We start from the raw sequence: 14746 nt of genomic DNA, 5'->3' as shown, positions 1-14746 counted from the left end.
CGTTCTTGTCGCCTGTGCCGCCGCCCGTGCCGTTCTTGCCGTCGCTTGTGCCGCCGCCCGTGCCGCCCGTGCCGCCCAACGCCGCCCCCCGAGGTCGTTTCCCCTTGCAAGCATTCGTCGGTCAGGGTCTCACTTGAGCCTTACGTAGCGGCAGGGTGCATGCTCGGGGTCCGTCAACCCCGAGACGGACGAGTCCGGCAACGCCGGATCCCCTAGGGGACGTTCCCGGCTTTCTCCTGCTCGTCCCGCCACCCGGTTCGTACCGCAGGGGGAGGAGCCGGAGTCCGCCGCTGCCTAGCCTTTTCGAGGGCGGCCGGAGAGCGGTGGTGGGGATAGCCCCACCACGGATACACGGACGAGCACCATCGCCGCGGGCCCCCGCCTTCCAGCAGGCTGTGGACCGTACCCCCTCAGTGAGCATGTATAGGAGAACCACCGTGACAACGGCTGTATCGATTCCCAGGACCGGGGGCAGTGGAGGACATGCGGCCGTCGCGGCGAGGGCCCGCGAGGTCGTCAAGGCGTACGGGTCCGGCGAGACCCGGGTCACCGCCCTCGACCACGTGGACGTGGACATCGCCCGCGGGCAGTTCACGGCCATCATGGGCCCGTCCGGCTCCGGCAAGTCGACCCTGATGCACTGCCTGGCGGGCCTCGACACGGTCACGTCCGGCCAGATCTTCATCGACGAGACCGAGATAACCGGCCTCAAGGACAAGAAGCTCACCCGGCTCCGCCGCGACCGGATCGGCTTCATCTTCCAGGCGTTCAACCTGCTCCCGACGCTCAACGCCATCGAGAACATCACGCTCCCCATGGACATCGCCGGCCGCAAGCCGGACAAGGCGTGGCTGGACCGCGTCGTGGAGACCGTGGGCCTCGCCGGGCGCCTCAAGCACCGCCCCAACCAGCTCTCCGGCGGCCAGCAGCAGCGCGTCGCCGTGGCGCGCGCCCTCGCCGCCCGCCCCGAGATCATCTTCGGTGACGAGCCGACCGGAAACCTCGACTCGCGCGCCGGCGCCGAGGTGCTGGGCTTCCTGCGCCGCTCCGTCGACGAGCTGGGCCAGACCATCGTCATGGTCACCCACGACCCCGTCGCCGCCTCCTACGCCGACCGCGTGCTCTACCTCGCCGACGGCCGGATCGTGGACGAGATGTACAGCCCCACCGCCGACGCGGTGCTCGAGCGCATGAAGAACTTCGACGCGCGTGGACGGGTGTCGTGACCGTCCTCAAGACCTCCCTGCGCAACTTCCTCGCGCACAAGGGCCGCATGGCGCTCTCCGCCGTCGCGGTCCTGCTCTCGGTCGCGTTCGTGTGCGGCACGCTCGTCTTCACCGACACCATGAACGCCACGTTCGACAAGCTCTTCGCCAACACCGCGGCCGACGTCTCCGTCGGCCCGAAGAAGAACGACGACGCGCAGCAGACCGGCAAGCCGGCGACCGTCCCGGCCTCGCTGCGGGCGAAGCTCGCCAAGGTCGAGGGCGTCACCAAGGTCGAGCCGTCGGCCGACAGCCAGCAGCTGACCGTCGTCGACGGCAGGAAGAAGAGCCTCAGCCCCACCTCCGGCGCCCCCACCGTGGGCACCAACTGGGACGAGAGCCAGAAGAAGTCCGTCGAGATCACCAGCGGCCACGAGCCGCACGGCCCGGCCGAGACCGTCGTCGACGCCGACACCGCCGACAAGCACGGCGTGAGGACGGGCGACACCCTCCGGGTGATCGCCGCCCCGGGCGACTTCTCCGTCAAGGTCGTCGGCATCGCCACGTTCAAGACCACGAACCCCGGCGCGGCCCTCTTCTACTTCGACACCCCGACCGCCCAGGCGAAGCTCCTCGGCAGCACCGACGAGTTCAGCGGCTACGGGCTGACCGCCGCCTCCGGCGTCAGCGACGAGCAGCTCAAGGAGCGGGTCTCCGCCGCCCTCGGCTCCTCCGCAGGCGACTACGCCCTGCGGACCGCCGCCGAGACCAAGGAGGAGAACAAGAAGGACGTCGGCTCCTTCCTGGACGTCATGAAGTACGCGCTGCTCGGCTTCGCCGGCATCGCCGTCCTCGTGGGCATCTTCCTCATCGTCAACACCTTCTCCATGCTGGTCGCCCAGCGCACCCGCGAGATCGGCCTCATGCGGGCCATCGGCTCCAGCCGCCGGCAGATCCTGCGCTCGGTGCTGGTGGAGGCCGTGCTGCTCGGCGTCGTCGGCTCGGTGCTGGGCATCGGCGGCGGTGTCGCCCTCGCGGTGGGGCTGATGGAGCTCATGGGCTCCATGGGCATGAAGCTCGACATGGGCGAGCTCACGATCAAGGCCGCGACGCCGGTCGTGGGCCTGGCCATCGGCGTGGTCGTCACCGTCCTCGCCGCCTGCCTGCCGGCCTTCAAGGCCACCAAGATCTCCCCGATGGCCGCCCTGCGCGACGCCGGCACCCCGGCCGACGGCAAGGCCGGCAAGGTGCGGGCCGCCATCGGCCTGGTGCTGACTGCCGCGGGCGGGCTGGCGCTGGTCGCCGCCGCCAAGTCCGACGACGCCGCGGCGGGCTCGGGGATGCTCGGCCTCGGCGTCTTCCTCACCCTCGTCGGCTTCGTGGTCGTCGGCCCGCTGCTCGCCGGGTTCGTCGTCCGCGTGATCAGCGCGATCGTGCTGCGGGTCTTCGGGCCCGTCGGCCGGCTCGCCGAGCGCAACGCGCTGCGCAACCCGCGCCGCACGGGCGCCACGGCCTCGGCGCTGATGATCGGCCTCGCGCTGGTCGCCGCCCTGTCGGTGGTGGGCTCCTCCATGGTCGCCTCGGCCACGGACCAGCTCGACAAGTCGGTCGGTGCGGACTTCATCGTCCAGACCGAGAACCAGCAGCCGCTGAACCCGGCCGTCGTCAAGGCGATCAAGTCCGCCGGGCACGTCGAGCACGTCACGGAATACACGATCGTCAACGCGAAGATCACCACCCCGGACGGCAAGACCGCCACCCAGCGGCTCTCCGCGGTGACCCCCACCTACGCCGACGACGTGCGCGCCGAGACGGTCAAGGGCAACCTCAAGGACGCCTACGCCAAGGACTCCATGTCCGTGCCGGAGGGCTTCGCCAAGGACCACGGCATCAAGCTCGGCGACCGGCTGAAGGTCGCCATGGTCGACGGCCGGACGGCCCAGCTGACGGTCAAGGCCGTCACCTCGGACGACACCAGCATCGACCAGGGCGCGATGTACACCAACATCGCCACCGCGCGCAGCTACCTGCCCGCCGACAAGATGCCGCTGGACTTCATGGTCCTCGCCAAGGCCGCCGACGGGCAGACGAAGGAGGCCGCCGCCGCGCTCAAGGCGTCGGTCGAGGACTACCCGCAGGTCAAGGTCCGTGACCAGTCCGACTACAAGAAGCTCATCAAGGACCAGGTCGGCCAGCTGCTCAACATGATCTACGGCCTGCTGGCCCTCGCGATCATCGTCGCGGTCCTGGGCGTCGTGAACACCCTGGCCCTGTCGGTGGTCGAGCGCACCCGGGAGATCGGCCTGCTGCGGGCGATCGGCCTCTCGCGCCGCCAGATGCGCCGCATGATCCGCCTGGAGTCGGTCGTCATCGCCCTCTTCGGCGCCCTGCTCGGCCTCGGCCTCGGCATGGCCTGGGGCACCACGTCCCAGAAGCTCCTGGCCCTCCAGGGCCTCGGCGTCCTGGACATCCCCTGGCCGACGATCACCGCGGTCTTCCTGGGCTCGGCGGTGGTGGGCCTGCTCGCCGCGCTGGTCCCGGCGTTCCGGGCGGGCCGGATGAACGTCCTGAACGCGATCGCCACGGACTAGCAGACTGCTGCCCCCCGCGAGGGGGCGGCGGGGGCGCGGGCCAAGGCCCGCGCCCCCTGAAAAGCCCGGCCCGGACACACCACGGGGGTGTGTGTCCGGGCCGGGCTTCTTCCTGCCCGGGACGTCAGGCGACGCGGCGCGTGGTGCCGAAGCGCCGTCCACGGGCCGGTGTCGGCGTGCCGTCGTAGTCTGGAGACCCCCGGCACGGGCCGAACAGCCCGCGTCGGGCCGTTCGCGTTGTCCACCCCCGGGACGGGAAAAGCCTTCATGAGCCTGCACGGTCTGCTCGACGCCGTCGTCAATGATCCGGCGCTCGCCGAAGCGGTGAAGGCCGCGGCCGACGGCAACCGCCCGCACGTCGACCTCGTCGGCCCGCCCGCCGCCCGGCCCTTCGCCGTCGCCGCGCTCGCCCGGGACGCCAAGCGGCCCGTCCTGGCGGTGACCGCCACCGGTCGCGAGGCCGAGGACCTCGCGGCCGCGCTGCGCTCGCTGCTGCCGCCGGACGGGATCGTGGAGTTCCCGGCCTGGGAGACGCTGCCGCACGAGCGCCTCTCGCCCCGCTCGGACACCGTCGGCCGCCGCCTGGCCGTGCTGCGCCGCCTCGCGCACCCCAGCAAGGACGACCCCGCGGCGGGCCCGGTCAGCGTCGTCGTCGCGCCGGTCCGGTCCGTGCTGCAGCCGCAGGTGAAGGGGCTCGGCGACCTGGAGCCGGTCAGCCTGCGCAGCGGGCGGAGCGCCGATCTCGAGGAGGTCGTCGCCGCGCTGGCGGCCGCCGCGTACGCCCGCGTCGAACTGGTGGAGAAGCGCGGCGAGTTCGCCGTCCGCGGCGGCATCCTCGACGTCTTCCCGCCGACCGAGGAGCACCCGCTCCGCGTCGAGTTCTGGGGCGACGACGTCGAGGAGATCCGCTACTTCAAGGTGGCCGACCAGCGCTCGCTGGAGGTCGCCGAGCACGGCCTGTGGGCGCCGCCCTGCCGCGAGCTGCTGCTGACCGAGGACGTACGGCAGCGGGCGGCGGCGCTGGCGGAGGAGCACCCGGAGCTCGGCGAGCTCCTCTCCAGGATCGCCGAGGGCATCGCGGTGGAGGGCATGGAGTCCCTCGCCCCGGTCCTGGTGGACGAGATGGAGCTGCTGCTGGACGTGCTCCCGGCCGGCGCGATGACGGTCGTGTGCGACCCGGAGCGCGTGCGGACCCGCGCCGCGGACCTCGTCGCCACCAGCCAGGAGTTCCTGCAGGCCTCCTGGGCGGCCACGGCCGGCGGCGGGGAGGCCCCCATCGACGTGAACGCCGCCTCCCTGTGGGGCATCGCGGACGTCCGCGACCGCGCCCGCGAGCTGGGCCAGATGTGGTGGTCGGTGAGCCCCTTCGCGGCGGACGAGGAGCTGGACGGCGACACCCTCAAGCTCGGCATGCACGCCCCGGAGACCTACCGCGGCGACACCGCCCGCGCCCTGGCCGACACCAAGGGCTGGCTGGCCGACGGCTGGCGCACCGTCTTCGTCACGGAGGGCCACGGCCCGGCGGCCCGTACGGTCGAGGTGCTGGGCGGCGAGGGCATCCCCGCCCGCCTGGACGCCGATGTCGCCGAGCTGTCCCCGTCGGTCGTCCACGTCTCCTGCGGCAGCATCGACAACGGCTTCGTCGACCCCGGCCTGAAGGTCGCCGTCCTCACCGAGACGGACCTGTCGGGCCAGAAGTCCGTCAGCAAGGACATGGGCCGCATGCCGGCCCGCCGCCGCAAGACGATCGACCCGCTGACCCTGCAGGCCGGCGACTACATCGTCCACGAGCAGCACGGCGTCGGCCGCTACATCGAGATGGTGCAGCGCACCGTCCAGGGCGCCACCCGCGAGTACCTCCTCGTGGAGTACGCGCCCGCCAAGCGCGGCCAGCCCGGCGACCGCCTCTACATCCCCACCGACCAGCTGGAGCAGGTCACCAAGTACGTGGGCGGCGAGGCCCCGACCCTGCACCGCCTCGGCGGCGCGGACTGGACGAAGACCAAGGCGCGCGCCAAGAAGGCCGTCAAGGAGATCGCCGCCGACCTGATCAAGCTTTACTCCGCGCGCATGGCCGCCCCCGGCCACACCTTCGGCGCCGACACCCCCTGGCAGCGGGAGCTGGAGGACGCCTTCCCCTACGCGGAGACGCCCGACCAGCTCACCACCATCGCCGAGGTCAAGGAGGACATGGAGAAGTCCGTCCCCATGGACCGCCTGATCTGCGGCGACGTCGGCTACGGCAAGACGGAGATCGCGGTCCGCGCCGCCTTCAAGGCGGTGCAGGACGGCAAGCAGGTGGCGGTGCTCGTGCCGACCACGCTGCTGGTGCAGCAGCACTTCGGCACGTTCTCCGAGCGCTACTCCCAGTTCCCGGTGGTCACCAAGGCCCTGTCCCGCTTCCAGACGGACAGCGAGGCCAAGGCCGTCCTGGAGGGCCTGCGCGACGGCTCGGTCGACATCGTCATCGGCACGCACCGCCTCTTCTCGTCCGAGACGAAGTTCAAGGACCTGGGCCTGGTCATCGTCGACGAGGAGCAGCGCTTCGGCGTCGAGCACAAGGAGCAGCTGAAGAAGCTGCGGGCGAACGTCGACGTCCTGACGATGTCCGCCACGCCCATTCCGCGCACGCTGGAGATGGCGGTCACCGGCATCCGCGAGATGTCGACCATCACCACCCCGCCGGAGGAGCGCCACCCGGTGCTGACCTTCGTCGGGCCGTACGACCAGAAGCAGATCGGCGCCGCGATCCGCCGTGAGCTGCTGCGCGAGGGCCAGGTCTTCTACATCCACAACCGGGTCGAGTCCATCGACCGGGCGGCCGCGCGGCTGCGCGAGATCGTCCCCGAGGCGCGCATCCAGACGGCGCACGGACAGATGGGCGAGAGCCGGCTGGAGCAGGTCGTCGTCGACTTCTGGGAGAAGAAGTTCGACGTGCTGGTCTCCACGACGATCGTGGAATCCGGCATCGACATCTCCAACGCCAACACGCTGATCGTCGAGCGGGGCGACAACTTCGGCCTGTCGCAGCTGCACCAGCTGCGCGGACGCGTCGGCCGCAGCCGCGAGCGCGGCTACGCCTACTTCCTCTACCCGCCGGAGAAGCCCCTGACGGAGACCGCCCACGAGCGGCTCGCCACCATCGCCCAGCACACCGAGATGGGCGCCGGCATGTACGTGGCGATGAAGGACCTGGAGATCCGCGGCGCGGGCAACCTGCTCGGCGGCGAGCAGTCCGGTCACATCGCGGGCGTCGGCTTCGACCTCTACATCCGCATGGTCGGCGAGGCCGTCGCCGACTACCGGGCGTCCCTGGAGGGCGGCGAGGAGCAGCCGGAGGCACCGCTGGAGGTGAAGATCGAGCTGCCCGTCGACGCCCACGTCCCGCACGACTACGCACCGGGCGAGCGGCTGCGCCTGCAGGCGTACCGCGCGATCGCCTCCGCGAACAGCGAGGAGGACATCCGCGCCGTCCGCGAGGAACTCACCGACCGCTACGGCAAGCTGCCCGAGCCCGTGGAGAACCTGCTGCTGGTGGCGGGCCTGCGGATGCTCGCCCGCGCCTGCGGCGTCTCCGACATCACCCTGCAGGGCTCCAACGTGCGCTTCGGCCCCGTGGAGCTGCGCGAGTCCCAGGAGCTGCGCCTGAAGCGCCTCTACCCGCGCACGGTCATGAAGCCCGCCACGAAGCAGATCCTCGTCCCCCGCCCGGCGACGCGCCAGATCGGCGGCAAGCCGCTGGTGGGCCGGGAACTGCTGGCGTGGACGGGCGAGTTCCTGACCACGATCCTGGGTTCGTAGGAGGCCGGGGCCGGGGGCCGGGCCGCGCTAGGACGCGGCCGCCCCCGACTTCTTGAGCACCCCGTAACCCCCCTCGCCCCCGAGGAAGACGTACCGCACGCCGGGGTGCAGCCGCTCGCCGTCCGCGACGAGGTCTTCCGGCGTCTTGCCGTCGGCGAGCCGCAGGGCCAGGTAGTCCGGCGTGATGCCGCGGGTGTCGCCGATCCAGAAGACCCTGCACCGGCCGGCGAGGCGGCTTATCGGGGCTATGTCGGCCTCGACGGTCGCGTCGTCCGGGATGCGGTCCAGGAGCCGCTCGGCGGCGCGGACGCTCTGCGGGACGCGGTAGGTGCCGGCTTCGGTCAGGGCGTAGAGGGGCATGGACGAGGTCAGGGCGAGCGAGGCGGCGAGGACCGCGCCGGGCATGTGGTGCGCGGAGGAGCGCAGCCACGGGCGGCGGCTCTCCCGGGCCCGGGCCAGGGCGTCCGCGAGCGCGATGAAGACGACGGGCATCAGCACGGCGTTGTAGTGCCAGTCGGTGCCCCAGTAGTGGTCGTCGTGGGAGGCGAACCGCCACGCCAGGGTGGGCAGGGCGACGATCAGGACGGGGGAGCGCAGGGCCAGCAGCCCGGTGGTGGGCAGCAGGATCCACAGCAGGGTGCGTATCGCGGTGTCGGCGGGGATCGTGGGCGAGGGGCCGGCGCCGCCGTCGAGCTTGTTCCAGTAGTCGTAGGCGCCGCTGGTGTTGAAGGCGGGGATGATCAGTCCGAAGGTGATCGCGGCGGCCGCCAGGCCGAAGGCCACCAGGCCGGCGGCGAGCGGGGTCGCGCTCTGCGGGACGCCCTCGCCACGGGCCTTCGCGCCGCGCAGCCGGATCAGGAGGACCACGCCGATGGCCGCCGCGGTGATCCCCAGGTCCTCCTTGACCAGGACCAGGGGAACGGCCCACCAGACCGCGGCCCGCCAGCGCCCGCGCACCACCGCTTCGAGGGAGAAGGCGAGCAGCGGCATCGCGAAGGCGATCTCGTGGAAGTCGAAGTCGACCGCGCGCTGCACGCCCCACGACAGCCCGTAGGCGATGCCGACGGCCAGCCCGCGCTTGCGGCCGAGGAGCCCGGCGGCGAGCCGGGCGACCGGTATCGCGGACAGGGCGAAGAGCGCGGCCTGGGCGACGAGGAGGGTGGCCGGGCCGGGGAAGAGCCGGTAGAAGGGGGCGAGGAGCGCGGTGACCGGGCTGAAGTGGTCGCCGAGGATGTTGGTGCCGGGGCCCTTGAGGTCGGCTATGGGCGCCTGGAGGTGGGCGTATCCGCGGATGGCCTGCTCGAAGATGCCGAGGTCCCAGGACATCGTGAGCATGCGGCGGTGCCGGCACAGGGACAGCGCGGCGTAGAGGACGAAGAGGATGCCGGCGAGCCAGTAGGGACCCCAGCGCGGGGCCCGGAGGGCCGTGGCGCGGGGCCGGCCGCCGGGCGCTGCCTCGGCCGCGGGCCCGCCCGGTGCCGGAACGGTGGCGGCGGCCGAGTCCATGGGGGAGTCCTTTGTTCCGGGGGCTGGGGGACGACTACGGGATGACTGTCGGAAAAGATACGCGGAGCCTCGCCGGAGCCCGGCCCCCTTTCCGAGAGACGAACGGTCTCCGTGGGCGGTTCGGCTGGAATGTGTCGTACTTCTCTCGGAACCCGTCCGTTCATCCGGTCTTCTTCCAGTCCGTGCAGCCTGCCGACTTGAAGTAGGCGTCGCCGGGGGCGATGGTCACCAGGGCGCTGCCGGTCACGTTCTCGTTGGCGATGATCGAGTCGGCGCTCTCGTGCAGGGCGTCCTTGGCGCGCTCCCAGTAGCAGCTGTCCTGCTTGTTTCCGGTGGACCTGTAGGTGCCGGGGGCTATGTCGACCCCCACCTTGTACATGCCGCTGCCGGGCATCTCCGTCTTCGGGCTGCCGCCGGCTTGGCCGTCGGCGACCGGCTCCCAGCTCTTGCAGCCCTGCGTCTTGAAGACCTTGTCCTCGGCCTTGACCGTCACGTACGAGGCGCCGACGACGTTGTCGTTCGCGAGGATCGCGTCGGCTTCGCCGCTGGAGTCCTTGGCGCGCTCCCAGTAGCACCCGTCCTTGTTGCCGAGGGAGCGGTAGGTGCCGGGCTTGATGTCCGAGCCCACCTGGTAGGTACCGCTCCCTCTGATCGCGCCCTTCGCGGCCTTCTCCCCGGCTCCCTTGCCGTCCTGGCCCGTGCCCTTGTCCTTCTTCTCCGCGGCGCTGCCGGAGGCGGTGGCCTTGCCGTCGCCGCCGTCCCCGTCGCCGCCGCCGGTCATGGCGCCGATGCCGACGATCACCGCGAGGGCGCCCGCGGCCGTGAGGACCTTGTGCCGCGCGAACCAGTTCCGCTGCTTGGGCTGGGAGTGCTGAGACATGACTGACACCTTTCGGCGGGGAATCTTTTCGAACCGACGCGTCAATGACAGCAGAGCTTGTGAACCGGGTCAACCATGTTCACGCGATTCGGTGAGTTCACGACTGTGAAGGGGTGTGTTCGATGCCCGCGGGTATGCTCGGCACCACAGCGAAGGACGAGGAGGGTCCGCTCCGCCCCGGCGGAGGTGAGCCCCGGAGAGGGGAGTCAGGTGCCGGACAGTGCAGCGGAGGTCACCGCGGCCGGGATCGCACGGCTGGCCGGAGTGGGACGCGCGGCGGTCAGCAACTGGCGCCGGCGCCACCCCGATTTCCCCCAGCCCATAGGGGGCACCGAGACCAGCCCCACGTTCGCCCTCGGGGATGTCGAGCAGTGGCTGCGCCACCAGGGCAAGCTCGCCGAGGTCCCGCTGCGCGAGCGGGTCTGGCAGCAGGTCGCGGGCCACCCCGCCGGCGCCGTGACCGCCCTGCGCCACGCCGGCGCCGTCCTCCTCCTCGTCCGCGACCGGCCGGCCGCCTGGCTGGAGCTGGCCGCGCTCGGCGACCTCGGGCTCGCCGAGGAGCTGCCCACGGCCCTGGAGGCCGCGCTCGCCGCCCGCCTGGGGCCGCACCACCCCGTCGGCATCCCCACCACCGCCGAGCTGGCCGTCTCCTCCGCCCTCCTGCGCGGTGCCGCCGAGCTCGCCTCCGGGCGCGGCGCCGCCCACGTCTACGGCTTCCTCCTGGGCCGCCACCTCGACGCCAACCCCCGGCAGCACACGCTCACCCCGCCGGGCCCCGCCGAGCTGATGGCCGCCCTGGGCGAGGGCGGCCCCGCCGACCGGCACCGGCCGCGCACCGTCCTCGACCCCGCCTGCGGCACCGGCGGCCTGCTCCACGCGGCCGCGGACGGCGCGGCCGCCCCCGCGCCCACGCTCCTCGCGCAGGAGACCGATCCCGACCTCGCGGCCCTCACCGCCCTGCGCCTCGCCCTGCACAGCGACGCCCGGGTCCGGGTGCACGCGGGAGACAGCCTCCGCGCCGACGCCTTCCCGGACGCCGCGGCCGACACGGTCCTGTGCCACCCCCCGTTCAACGAGCGCAACTGGGGCCACGACGAGCTCGCCTACGACCCGCGCTGGGAGTACGGCTTCCCCGCCCGCACCGAGTCCGAGCTCGCCTGGGTCCAGCACGCCCTCGCCCGGCTGCGCGACGGCGGCACCGCCGTCCTGCTGATGCCGCCCGCCGCGGCCTCCCGCCGCTCCGGCCGCCGCATCCGCGCCGACCTCCTGCGCCGCGGCGCCCTGCGCGCCGTCATCGCCCTGCCCACGGGGGCCGCCCCGCCCTACAACATCCCGCTGCACGTGTGGGTGCTGCGCCGGCCCGGCGCCCAGTCCTCGCCCACCCCGCACGTCCTGCTCGCCGAGACCGCCGACCTGGCCCCCGCCGGGCGGGACAAGCTGCCCTGGCAGACCGTCCGCGCCGAGGTCCTCGAGGCCTGGGAGGACTTCGAGCGGCACGGCACCGTCGAGGAGAAGCCGGGCCGCTGCCGCTCGCTCCCCGTCATCGACCTGCTCGACGACGACGTCGACCTCGCCCCCGCCCGCCATCTGCCGCCGCCCGCCGCCGGCAGCGGCGCGGCCGGGCTCTCCGAGGTCCACGACCGGCTCCGGGCCACCCTGCGGCGGACGAACGACCTCGCCCCCGCCCCGCCCGCGGAGCCCGGGGACCCGGCCCGCTGGCCCACCACCACCGTCGGCGAGCTCGCCCGGGCCGGAGCCCTCGTGCTGCGCGCCGGCGGCCCGGGCGCCACGCCCGATCCCGCCGCACCCGCCCCGCCGGTGCTCAGCGACTACGACGTCAAGGCCGGCAGCGGCCCCACCGGTGCGCTGCCGGAGGGCCCGGCCGAGGAGCCCGTCCTGGTGCAGGCCGGTGACGTCGTCGTCCCCGTCGTCGGCGATGTCACCGTGGCCCGCGTCATCGACGAGGAGACCTCGGGGGCCGCCCTGGGCCGGGGCCTGTTCCTGCTGCGCCCCGACCCGGCCGCCCTCGACCCGTGGTTCCTCGCGGGCTTCCTGCGCGGCAGTGCCAACCAGCGCCAGGCCAGCAGCTACGCCTCCACCGCCACCCGCCTCGACGTCCGCCGGCTCCAGGTGCCCCGGCTGCCCCCGGCCGACCAGCGGCGCTACGGCGGCCGCTTCCGCGAGCTCGCCGCGTTCGAGGAGGCGCTCCGGGATGCGGAGCGGCTGGGGGAGCGGCTGGTGCAGGGGCTGTTCGACGGCCTGACGGATGGGAGCGTCCGCCCGGAATAGGGGCTTCCGCGCGGTGCGCGTGACTTGAGTGACCTGTCACACCGTCTGATGTGGGCAACCCGGGGGGAGTTGTCCTGGTCGGTATATAGGCTCATGGCACAAACGCGCACTCCAGGAGCGAGGAATGAACGGGCCCGAACCGCACCAGCCCCCACCCGGCAGAGCAAAGATCATCGCCGTGCGGGTGGTCGTGGTGGCGATCACCGTGTGCTCGATCCTCCTGTGCTCCTGGGTGCCGGTCCTGCGCGTGGCCATCATGCGCAGGAGGGGCCGCGACTGGGCCCTGTTCTGGTTCGTCCTCGTGCTGTCCTTCGTCATCCTGATCTGCATTCAGGGCTCCTGGACCGCCACCACTGCGAACAAGCTGGGCACCATCGGGCTGGTCACCACCGGCATCGGGTCCATCTGGTACTACCTCAGGTACGACTCCCGTCACTACCGGGAGCTGGAGACCCGCTACGCCGTCGAGCGGGCCCGCGCCGAGGAGCGGCAAGCCGCGCTGCACCGGGAAGCCGTCGCCCGCAACGAGGCCGCCCTTGCCGGGGCCGCCAAGGCGTCCCCCGTCTTCGTCCCCGAGCCCGCCCCCGCACCTCCGGCCCCCCGGGCGGACGACCCCTTCGCCGATACCCGCTCCTACGTCCGCATGCCGCAGGCGGGCCCAGGCCGGCAGGCCGGTCCGGCACCGGCGCCGTTCCAGGCGCCGCCCCCGCCGCCGCAGCGGGTCGGCCGGCACCGCCGCCCCCAGGCGCCGGCGGCGGTGCCGGCGCCCCCGCGCACCCCCCAGCGCATCGACGAAGTCCGTGCCGAGCTCGACGAGCTCAGTGATCTGCTCCGCAAGGGGCCCAAGGACGGGGCCCGGGGCCGCCGTGAGGAGCAGGAGTGGTGAACGGTCGCATCATCGCCGGGCGCTACGAGCTCGCCACCGTCATCGGCCAGGGCGGCATGGGACAGGTCTGGACGGCCTACGACCGGCGCCTGGACCGGCGCGTGGCCGTGAAGCTGCTGCGCCCCGACCGGATGACCGGCAACGACAGCGCCGCCGACGAGATGCGCCGCCGCTTCGTGCGCGAGTGCCGGGTGACCGCCCGGGTCGACCACCGCGGTCTGGTCACGGTCCACGACGCCGGCAGCGACGGCGACGACCTCTATCTCGTCATGCAGTACGTGGAGGGCGCCGACCTCGCCGACCACCTCGCCGAGCACGAGCCCTACCCCTGGCCGTGGGCCGTCTCGGTCGCCGCGCAGCTGTGCTCGGTGCTCGCCGCGGTGCACGCCGTGCCGATCGTGCACCGCGACCTCAAGCCGCGGAACGTGATGGTCCGCCCCGACGGCTCCGTCATCGTCCTCGACCTCGGCGTGGCCTCCGTCATGGACGCCGACACCACCCGCCTCACCCGCACCGGCTCGCCCATCGGCAGCCCCGCCTACATGGCCCCCGAGCAGGCCATGGGCGGCGCGGTCGGCCCGTACACCGATCTCTACGCCCTCGGCGTGCTGCTGCACGAGCTGCTCAGCGGCACTGTGCCGTTCGCCGGGTCCACGGCGCTCGGGGTGCTGCACCGGCACCTCTACGAGCCGCCCGTCCCGTTGCGGCAGCTGCGCCCGGAGGTGCCCCCGGCCCTCGAAGAGCTCGTCCTGCGCCTGCTCGCGAAGGACCCGGGCCACCGGCTCGCCGACGCCCAGGAGGCCTACGAGGCCCTCGCGCCCCTCCTGCCCGCGCCCGGCTCCCCCCGCCCCCAGGGCCCCATGAACCCCACGCGCCCCTTCCTCCTGCCGCACGCCCCCTGGCCCGAGCGGTCCGCGACCGTCCCCGGCACCCGGCAGGCCGAGGCCTTCGCCCCCGCGCCGCCCGCACCCGGCGGCCCCGATGTCGCCGAGGCCGTGGAAGAGGTCAAGCGCCTGCTCGACCAGGGCGGCATCACCCAGGCCGTGGACCTCCTCGGCTCGATCCTGCCGGCCGCCGCGGCCGAGCACGGCGAGCACTCCACCGTCGTGCGCACGCTGCGCAAGCAGTACGCGGCCACGCTCATGGACGACGGTCAGTACCGGCGCGCGCTGCCCGAGCTGCGCCGCCTTGCCGACGACTACGCCGCCGAGAACAGCCCGCGCGCGGCCCGCCAGATGCTGCGCTGCCAGTACGACGCCGCGCAGTGCCTGGAGCAGCTCGGCGAGGCCGTGGCGGCGCTCGGTGAGTACCGTGCGCTCCTGCCGCGCTTCGAGAGCCACCCCGACGACCCGGCGACCCCGCTCGACATCCGCCGCCGCATCGGCCACCTGCTGCTCTCCCTCGGCGACCGGCAGGCCGCCCACGACACCCTCGTCGCCCTCCTGCACGACGCCGAGCGGCTGCACGGCCCCCACCACCCGCTCCCCGCGGAGATCCGTCACACGCTGCAGTGGCTCGGACAGGTCAGGGCCTGAGCCCTGCGGCGCCACCCGCACATCCCGGCGCCGCGCGAATCGTTGGTCGAATC

8 protein-coding genes are annotated in these 14746 nt (G+C 72.9%); 6 read left to right on the top strand and 2 right to left on the bottom strand.

Features of this window, described 5'->3' with window-relative positions:
• Positions 1–437: 437 nt before the first annotated feature.
• The 3 genes from ACFPP6_RS26090 (at position 438) to mfd (ending at position 7597) form a co-directional block, all read left to right on the top strand.
• Positions 438–1226: an ABC transporter ATP-binding protein gene (locus ACFPP6_RS26090; protein ID WP_382046987.1), complete on the top strand. Its 789-nt coding sequence runs from the start codon at positions 438–440 to the stop codon at positions 1224–1226.
• Positions 1223–3796 (top strand): ABC transporter permease, encoded by a 2574-nt coding sequence (locus tag ACFPP6_RS26085; protein WP_382046984.1) that lies wholly within the window; start codon positions 1223–1225, stop codon positions 3794–3796. The genes ACFPP6_RS26090 and ACFPP6_RS26085 overlap by 4 nt, the downstream gene beginning before the upstream one ends.
• A 267-nt stretch (positions 3797–4063) precedes the next feature.
• The gene (mfd, locus tag ACFPP6_RS26080) at positions 4064–7597 is read left to right on the top strand and encodes a transcription-repair coupling factor (protein WP_382046981.1); all 3534 of its coding nucleotides are present in this window, start codon (positions 4064–4066) and stop codon (positions 7595–7597) included.
• 27 nt (positions 7598–7624) lie between these two features.
• Here mfd and ACFPP6_RS26075 read toward each other — a convergent pair whose 3' ends face one another.
• Positions 7625–9103: a DUF2079 domain-containing protein gene (locus tag ACFPP6_RS26075; protein WP_382046978.1), complete on the bottom strand. Its 1479-nt coding sequence runs from the start codon at positions 9101–9103 to the stop codon at positions 7625–7627.
• 160 nt (positions 9104–9263) lie between these two features.
• Positions 9264–9983: a hypothetical protein gene (locus tag ACFPP6_RS26070; protein ID WP_382046975.1), complete on the bottom strand. Its 720-nt coding sequence runs from the start codon at positions 9981–9983 to the stop codon at positions 9264–9266.
• 210 nt (positions 9984–10193) lie between these two features.
• Between ACFPP6_RS26070 and ACFPP6_RS26065 the strand changes: the two genes are divergently transcribed.
• From ACFPP6_RS26065 to ACFPP6_RS26055, 3 genes are all read left to right on the top strand, one after another.
• Positions 10194–12272, top strand: coding sequence for an N-6 DNA methylase (locus ACFPP6_RS26065; RefSeq protein ID WP_382046972.1), 2079 nt, complete (start codon positions 10194–10196; stop codon positions 12270–12272).
• 124 nt (positions 12273–12396) lie between these two features.
• Positions 12397–13158, top strand: coding sequence for a hypothetical protein (locus ACFPP6_RS26060; protein WP_382046969.1), 762 nt, complete (start codon positions 12397–12399; stop codon positions 13156–13158).
• Complete coding sequence (locus ACFPP6_RS26055) at positions 13155–14693, top strand: serine/threonine-protein kinase (RefSeq protein ID WP_382046968.1); 1539 nt, start codon at positions 13155–13157, stop codon at positions 14691–14693. The genes ACFPP6_RS26060 and ACFPP6_RS26055 overlap by 4 nt, the downstream gene beginning before the upstream one ends.
• Positions 14694–14746: the final 53 nt, after the last annotated feature.

It is taken from the genome of Streptomyces aureoversilis, assembly GCF_042657885.1.
In the GTDB taxonomy this organism is placed as follows: Bacteria; Actinomycetota; Actinomycetes; order Streptomycetales; family Streptomycetaceae; genus Streptomyces; species Streptomyces aureoversilis.
This window is presented reverse-complemented; position numbering and strand designations above follow the sequence as displayed.

Bases quoted from the DNA above. Each gene is read 5' to 3' on its own strand.
- ACFPP6_RS26070 (WP_382046975.1), bottom strand. From the start codon at position 9,983: ATGTCTCAGCACTCCCAGCCCAAGCAGCGGAACTGGTTCGCGCGGCAC.
- mfd (WP_382046981.1), top strand. From the start codon at position 4,064: ATGAGCCTGCACGGTCTGCTCGACGCCGTCGTCAATGATCCGGCGCTC.
- ACFPP6_RS26075 (WP_382046978.1), bottom strand. From the start codon at position 9,103: ATGGACTCGGCCGCCGCCACCGTTCCGGCACCGGGCGGGCCCGCGGCC.
- ACFPP6_RS26060 (WP_382046969.1), top strand. From the start codon at position 12,397: ATGAACGGGCCCGAACCGCACCAGCCCCCACCCGGCAGAGCAAAGATC.